Source organism: Corallococcus sp. CA054B (assembly GCF_003611625.1).
Taxonomy (GTDB): Bacteria; Myxococcota; Myxococcia; order Myxococcales; family Myxococcaceae; genus Corallococcus; species Corallococcus coralloides.
Genome location: NZ_RAVY01000318.1, coordinates 1 through 6,891, shown reverse-complemented (window position 1 = coordinate 6,891; position 6,891 = coordinate 1). Strand labels below are relative to the sequence as shown.

At 70.0% G+C, this 6,891-nt stretch carries 5 protein-coding genes and 1 pseudogene; 4 read left to right on the top strand and 2 right to left on the bottom strand.

Annotated elements, in window-relative coordinates; all coding sequences use genetic code 11:
- From D7V80_RS42055 to D7V80_RS39650, 3 genes and pseudogenes are all read left to right on the top strand, one after another.
- Positions 1–421, top strand: a pseudogene (locus tag D7V80_RS42055) (serine/threonine protein kinase); the annotation flags it as partial.
- 60 nt (positions 422–481) lie between these two features.
- Complete coding sequence (locus D7V80_RS39655) at positions 482–1,312, top strand: hypothetical protein (RefSeq protein WP_147447377.1); 831 nt, start codon at positions 482–484, stop codon at positions 1,310–1,312.
- Positions 1,313–1,330: 18 nt separating this feature from the next.
- Positions 1,331–2,146 carry a hypothetical protein gene (locus tag D7V80_RS39650; protein ID WP_233586071.1) on the top strand — a complete coding sequence of 272 codons (816 nt, stop codon included), beginning with the start codon at positions 1,331–1,333 and terminating at the stop codon, positions 2,144–2,146.
- A gap of 30 nt (positions 2,147–2,176) precedes the next feature.
- On the opposite strand, the gene D7V80_RS39645 is transcribed toward D7V80_RS39650, so the two are convergent.
- Positions 2,177–4,945, bottom strand: coding sequence for a bifunctional acetate--CoA ligase family protein/GNAT family N-acetyltransferase (locus D7V80_RS39645; RefSeq protein WP_120592968.1), 2,769 nt, complete (start codon positions 4,943–4,945; stop codon positions 2,177–2,179).
- 139 nt (positions 4,946–5,084) lie between these two features.
- Entirely contained in the window at positions 5,085–5,978 is an 894-nt protein-coding gene (locus D7V80_RS39640) for an NmrA family NAD(P)-binding protein (RefSeq protein WP_120592967.1), read from the bottom strand.
- A gap of 82 nt (positions 5,979–6,060) precedes the next feature.
- Between D7V80_RS39640 and D7V80_RS39635 the strand changes: the two genes are divergently transcribed.
- On the top strand, positions 6,061–6,891 hold an 831-nt coding region (locus D7V80_RS39635), incomplete at its 3' end, for a LysR family transcriptional regulator (protein WP_233586070.1).

Sequence of the window (6,891 nt, the reverse complement as noted above, 5' to 3'; positions counted from 1 at the left end):
CTCCACGCCCGTCACCCCGCCGCCCGCCGTGGTCGTGGCGCCGCCGGAGGACGTGAAGCAGCCCGTGGAGCCGGAGCCCCAGCAGACGCAGCCGGAGGAACCCAGGCAGCCCACGACGGACTCGCCCACGGCGAACGTGAAGCCGAAGCCTCGCGGCGCCCCCGAGTCCATGCCGGACAGCGTGCGCGAGGACCTGGTGGCGGCGCAGAAGGCGCTGGACGCGTCGAACACGGCGGAAGCGCTGCGTCACATCCGGCGCAGCCAGCGCACGAAGATCACCGGCCTGTCGTTCTCGCTGCTCACCCGCGTGTACTGCCAGCAGCACGACCTGGCGAACGCGCGAGCGCAATGGACCCGCGTACCGGCAACGGAACGTCCAAGGGTCCGACAATACTGTTCGCAGTACGATATCGACCTGTAGGGTCGTCCGGGCGCGCGGATTCTCCAGAGCGGGGGCGCGCCCGCAATCCAAGGAGTCGTCGTGAGAGTCCTACTGGCAGTGGGGGTCGTGGCGCTGTCCCTGGGGTGTTCCCGGGGCGTGCGGCCCGACAGCGAGGTGGCGGGTACGAAGCCCGTCACCGGCAAGGTGTATTCCAACGAGGCTGGCGAGAAGGTCACCCTCATCGCGCTGGAGCCCGGTGACGCGCACAAGGCGCTGGTGGCCTTCGAGGGCACGAAGAGCGAGCTGGACGGCCAGGTGCTGGTCGCGTCGGTGAGCAGCGAGCGCGGCAAGACGCACTACTGGACGCCGTGGCGCGGCCGCAAGCAGCGCTTCGTCTCCGTGGAGAACCGGGGCGGCTACGAGGACCTCATCTTCAGCGACGTGAACCACACGGGCTACACGCACCTGAAGCCGGACGCAGGGAAGACGGGCGCGCTGAAGGTGGAGAAGATCTTCGAGCGCTACCAGGACCTGGAAGGCGACAAGAAGTACCAGGCGATGCTCGCGTTCGACCGCAAGTTCTGGGCGAACCAGGCGGAGGTTCAGCTCGCGGAGGCCCTGGCGGAGACGAACAAGACGTGCGGCTCCAAGCTGACGTCCACCGTGGCCTGGGACTCCATCACGGACGCGCAGATCAACGAGATGTCCTTTGGCAGCTACTGCGTGGGCCCGCTGGAGTCGCTCCAGAAGCTGTGCGCGCGCTCCGACGAGGCCAAGCGCGCCGTCCAGCAGAAGCTCCAGACGGTGGAGTGCCGCATGGACGCGCAGGCCGCGCTGAAGCTGGAGGCCCAGAAGATCATCTGGTCCGTGACCTCGGGTTCGACGGTGCAGCCGGACGAGACCACCACCTTCCTCATCGACAACCTCTAGAACGAAAGCCCACCGACAATGACGCTTCGACGCATGGTCATCGCCCTGGGGCTCGTCCTGGCCCCGCAAGCCGCGCTCGCGCTGGATCCGCCCTGGAAGAAGGAGGAGAAGCTGCGCGACCGCATGGTGCTGGAGTCCGCCAGGGTCTGCGCGGACGGCAAGGGCCACTACACGGTCATCATCCCCCACACGCCGGAACACGAAGGCGACCTGTACTACGGGGACGGCAAGACGTTCACGCAGGTGACGCCCGTGGGCTACACCGACAGCAAGGAGGGGATGTTCTTCGAGCCGCGCTTCTTCAACCCCAAGGCGAACGAGAACTTCCGCGGTACGGACTACCGGGTCGTCTCCTATCTGCGGCTCAGCGAGGACGCCAAGACGTGCACGCTCAGCTGCGGGGAGAAGAGCCTGCCGCAGCAGCCGGTGCCGGCGGAGGAGGCCAAGGAGCTCCTGCGCAAGGCCACGTACCAGCCCAGCCCGGTGAAGTTCCAGCCGTACGCGCTGCTGCGCGACGACAAGGGCGTGTACTACCTGGTGGAGCGCGGCATTGGCGCGGACAACAAGAGCTTCCGCATCTTCACGGGCCAGCGCGGCCAGGTGAAGCAGCAGAAGATGCTCAACGTCGTCACCGACTCGCAGGGAGAAATCTTCTCCACGCAGGGCGGCGACCTGCGCCTCGTGGTGGACCGCGAGGAGCCGTCGTTCTGGGTGGTGAAGAGCAAGCGCCAGAAGCTGCGCGCGGTGCCGGTGGGTGAGAACCTGCCCTTCATCTACAACGAGCTGGGCGTCTACACGGGCGCGCGGCTGGGCACGCCCTGCGACGACGTGTAGTCCCGCAGCACCGGGGAGCCCCGGGCACGGTCAGCCGTTGAGCACCTTCACGGCCTTGACCATGTCCGGGGCCAGCTCCTCGTGTTCCAGGAGCGTGAACCCCAGCTTCTTGCTGACGGCCTGCATGCCGCGGTTGCGCGTGAGGATGTCCGCGACGATGCGGCGCAGGCCCCAGTCCTTCCCGATATCCACCAGCCGCCGGAGCAGCTCCGTGCCCAGGCCCAGCCGCTGCGCGGGGTCGCTGACGGTGATGGCGAACTCCGCGTCCTTCGTGCCGCGCAGGCGCGTGAGCCGGCCCACCGCCAGAATCTCTCCCCCGCCATTCCCGTCCGGAGACGGCCGCTCCGCGACGAGCGCCATCTCGCGCGCGTAGTCGTTGAAGCAGATGCGCGCCAGGCGCTCGTGGGCCACGCGCTGGCTGAGCTTCATCAGGCCCGCGTAGCGCATGAACACGGTCTGTTCGGAGAGGGCCTGGTGGAAGCGGCCCATGGCGGGCTCGTCCTCCGGGCGGATGGGGCGCACCAGCAGCTGCTCGCCGTTCTTCAGCGTGAGCACCTTCGCGTACTGGTGCGGGTACGGTTCGATGGCGAGCTTCGGCAGCGACGCGGCCTGGACGTCCGGCGGGTGCAGCACCACGCGCGCGTCCAGCGCGATGATGCGCTCGCCAGAGACGAGCAGCGGGTTGATGTCCAGCTCGCGGATGAGGGGCTGCTCCACCACCAGCTGGCTGAAGCGCACCATCAGCCGCTCCAGCGCGCTCATGTCCACGGGGGCCCGGCCGCGCACGCCCTTGAGGGCGTGGTGGATGCGCGTGCGCTCCATCATCCGTCGCGCCAGCGTGGTGGTGAGGGGCGGCAGGCCCAGGGCCCGGTCCTGCATCACCTCCACCAGCGTGCCGCCCGCGCCAAAGAGCAGCACCGGCCCGAACTGCGCGTCCAGGCTGCTGCCCAGAATCAGCTCGTAGCCGTCCAGCTTCGCCATGGGCTGCACGGTGACACCGTGGAACGCGTCCTGGAGGCCCCGCTCCGCGAGCGCGTCGCGGATGGCGCGGTAGGCCTCCCGCACCTGCGCCTCGTCGCGCAGGTCCAGGCGTACGCCGCCCACGTCCGTCTTGTGCGTCACCGTGAGCGAATGCAGCTTGAGCACCACGGGGAAGCCCAGCCCGCGGGCCTTCTCCACCGCTTCGTCTTCCGACATGGCGAGCCACGTCTCCACGGTGGGGATGCCGTAGGCGGCCAGGAGGCGCTTGGATTCGTACTCGGACAGGAGGGTGCGGCCGGAGGCGCGGGCCTCGTCCACCAGGGCGCGCGCCACGTCGCGGGCTCCGCCGGTGGGCTCCTCCGCCAGCGTGGGCGTCTCATAGAGCCCGGCGATGTTGTCCGAGTAGCGCCACATGTAGTTGAAGACGCGGGCCGCGGTGTCCGGGTAGCCGAAGGTCGGGATGCCCGCGTCGTTGAGGATGCGCTCGCCGGCGGCGACCTCGGAGCCCCCCATCCAGCTGGCGAGCACGGGCTTGCCGGGCAGCTTCGCGTAGACCTTGAGGCGATCCGCCGTCTTGGTGGGCTCCGTCATGTCCTGCGGGGTGAGGATGACGAGCAGGCCGTCGCTGTTGGGGTCCGCGCCGGTGGTCTCCAGGGCCTTCGCGTAGCGCTCCGCGTCCGCGTCTCCCAGGATGTCCACCGGGTTGGCGTGGCTCCATGGTGGAGGCAGGAAGCCGTCCAGCTGCTTGCGGGTGTCGTCGGAGAGCACGGCCAGTTCTCCGCCGCCGGACACGAGCGCATCCGTGGCGAGCACCGCGGGGCCGCCCGCGTTGGTGAGCAGCGTGAGCCTGCGGCCGGAGGGCCGGGGCTGGCGGGCCAGCACCTCCGCCATGTGGAACAGGTCCTCGATGGAGTCCACGCGCAGCACGCCCGCGCGGCGGAAGGCGGCGGAGAGCACCTCGTCGCTGCCGGCGAGCGTGCCGGTGTGGGACGCGGCGGCCTGCGCGGCCTGCGCGGTGCGGCCGGCCTTGATGACGATGATGGGCTTGGTGAGGGCCACCTCGCGCGCGGCGGACAGGAAGGCGCGCGCGTCGCCGATGGACTCCATGTACAGCAGGATGGAGCGCGTCATCGGATCATCCGCGAGGAAGTCGATGAGGTCTCCCCAGCCCACGTCCAGCATGGAGCCCACGGAGACGAAGGCGCTGAAGCCCACGGCCTCGCGCAGGCTCCAGTCGAGGATGGAGGTCAGCAGCGCGCCGGACTGGCTGATGAAGGCCACGTTGCCGGGGCGGGCCATGCCCTTGGCGAAGGTGGCGTTGAAGCCGCTCGTCGGGCGCATCACGCCCAGGCAGTTGGGGCCGATGATGCGCAGGTTCGCGGCCTGCGCGATGTGCAGCACCTCCTGCTCCAGCTTCGCGCCCTCCGGGCCCGTCTCCTTGAAACCCGCGGAGATGATGATGGCGCCCTTGACGCCGACCTCCGCGCACTCGCGGATGATGGCCGGCACGGACTTCGCGGGGGTGACGATGACAGCCAGGTCCACGGGCTCCGGCAGCGCGCGCAGGGAAGGCCACGCCTTGATGCCGAGCACGTTGGGGCGCTGCGGGTTCACCGGGTAGACGGTGCCGCCGAACGGGCTGCTGATGAGGTTCCAGAGGACGGTGCGGCCCACGCTGCCGGGGCGCTCGCTCGCTCCCACCACCGCGACGCTGCGGGGGGAGAAGATGACCTCCAGCGGCTGACGGGTCCGCTGGTGGAGCAGGTCGATGGAGGGGTCCGTCCGGGCCGGGGGCGTGGCGGGGCGTTGCTCGTCCATGGTGCGCTCTTCTTCCGTGGGGTGGCAGTACCGGAGCAATCTCCGGCAGGCCCCCATCGTGCACCAGTTGGAAGGAAGGGGACGGGGCAGCGGACGTTTCCCCATCCTGTTCCTTATGCGAGCGAACGGGCGGACGCCGTCAGGAGGCGCGCGCCCGCTCCACCACCGGCTTGAGCACGGTGCTGGCGAACTCCGCCAGCGTGGTGGGTGTGGTGGTCTCCTTCGAGCGCGGCTCGGCCGGATCCATGCGCCCGTCCTGGGCGGCGCCGTACATCTCCACGAACGTATCCGCCGCGAAGGCAGGCATGCCCGCGCCCAGCATCCCGTTGCGCAGGTCCTCCAGCCCCACGCGCACGTACTTCACGGGCTGGCCCAGGACCTGGGTGAGGATGCTCGCGACCTCCGGATAGGTGACGTCCTTGGGGCCGTGGACGCCCACGTAGCGGTGGCCCGTCCACGACGGGTCCAGCAGGAGCTCGGCCGCCTTGGCCGCGATGTCCGCCGTGGCGACCATCGGGAAGGCCTTCGTCTCAGGGTACGTGCTGAAGAGGGCCCCCGCCTTCGCCAGGCTCTGCACGTCGCGCAGCAGGTTCTCCATGAAGAAGCCCGCGCGCAGGCTGACGACGTTCGGCGCCGCGGCCTGGAAGGCCTCTTCCACGGGCTTCATCACAGACACCGGCCCCGTGCCCGGCCCGGTCTGCGCGCCGATGCTGGAGAGGATCACCACGCGCTTCACGCCGTGCGCCTTCACGCGCTCCGCAGCCCGCTGGCCGTTGGCCTTCGCCCAGTCCTGGAAGTCGGGACGGATGGCGGGTGGCGACAGCCAGAACAACGCCTCCGCGCCAACGAGCGCCGCGTCCAGCGTGGCCTGCTCGTCGATGGAGCCCTGCACCACCTTCGCGCCCTGCTTCACCAGGTCCGCCACCTTCTCCGGCGTGCGCGAGATGACGGTGACCTTCCGGCCCGCCTTCAGCAGCTTCTCCACGAGGGGACGACCGATGTTGCCGTTCGGGGTGTTAATGACGATGGACATGGGGTGCCTCCAGCGACAGCGAGATGGCGTGAACAGTGCCCCCGTGCCCTCCATGAGGCCACTGCATGCTATGCATGCGCCCATGCGCCGCGCTCATGAAACCCCAGCGCCCTCCCCCGCGGAGGTGGAGCTCTCCGGCATCAACCTCAACCTGATGGTGGCGCTGGACGCGCTGCTGCACGAGGTGCACGTCACCCGCGCCGCCGCGCGCGTCGGCCTCACCCAGTCCGCCATGAGCCATGCGCTCGCGCAGCTGCGGGAGCTGCTGGGCGACGCGCTCCTCATCCGCGGCCAGGGCGGCATGGTGCTGACGCCGCGCGCGCAGCAGCTGGCCGCGCCGCTCAAGCGGGGGCTGTCGGAGCTGAAGCGGGCCCTGCGCGACGAGCCCCCCTTCGAGCCCGCCACCGCGACCCGCCGCTTCACCGTGGCCACGCGCGACTTCTTCGGGACGATGCTGCTGCCGGGCGCGCTGGAGCTGCTGGGCCGAGAGGCCCCCGGCGTGGACCTGTCCGTGCTGCACGTGGACAGCAACACCTTCCCCAGCCACCTGGAGACGGGCGAGGTGGACCTGGCCATCATCGTCGCGCCCGTGCCGTCCGGGCCGGGCCTGCGCCAGCAGAAGCTCTTCACGGAGGACTTCGTCTGCGTGGTGCGCAAGGACCACCCCACCGTGCGCCGCAAGCTGGACGTGGACACCTACCTGAAGCTGTCCCACATCCTCATCAGCCCGAAGGGCGACGGCGTGGGCGCGGTGGACCTGGCCCTGGCCCAGCGCGGCCTGCCCCCGCGCCGCATCGCCGTGCGCGTGCCCTACTTCCTCATCGCGCCGCTGGCGGTGTCGCGCTCGGACCACGTCCTCACCGCGCCCCGCCGCCTCATCGCCGCGTTCCGCGACGCGTACGAACTCCAGGTG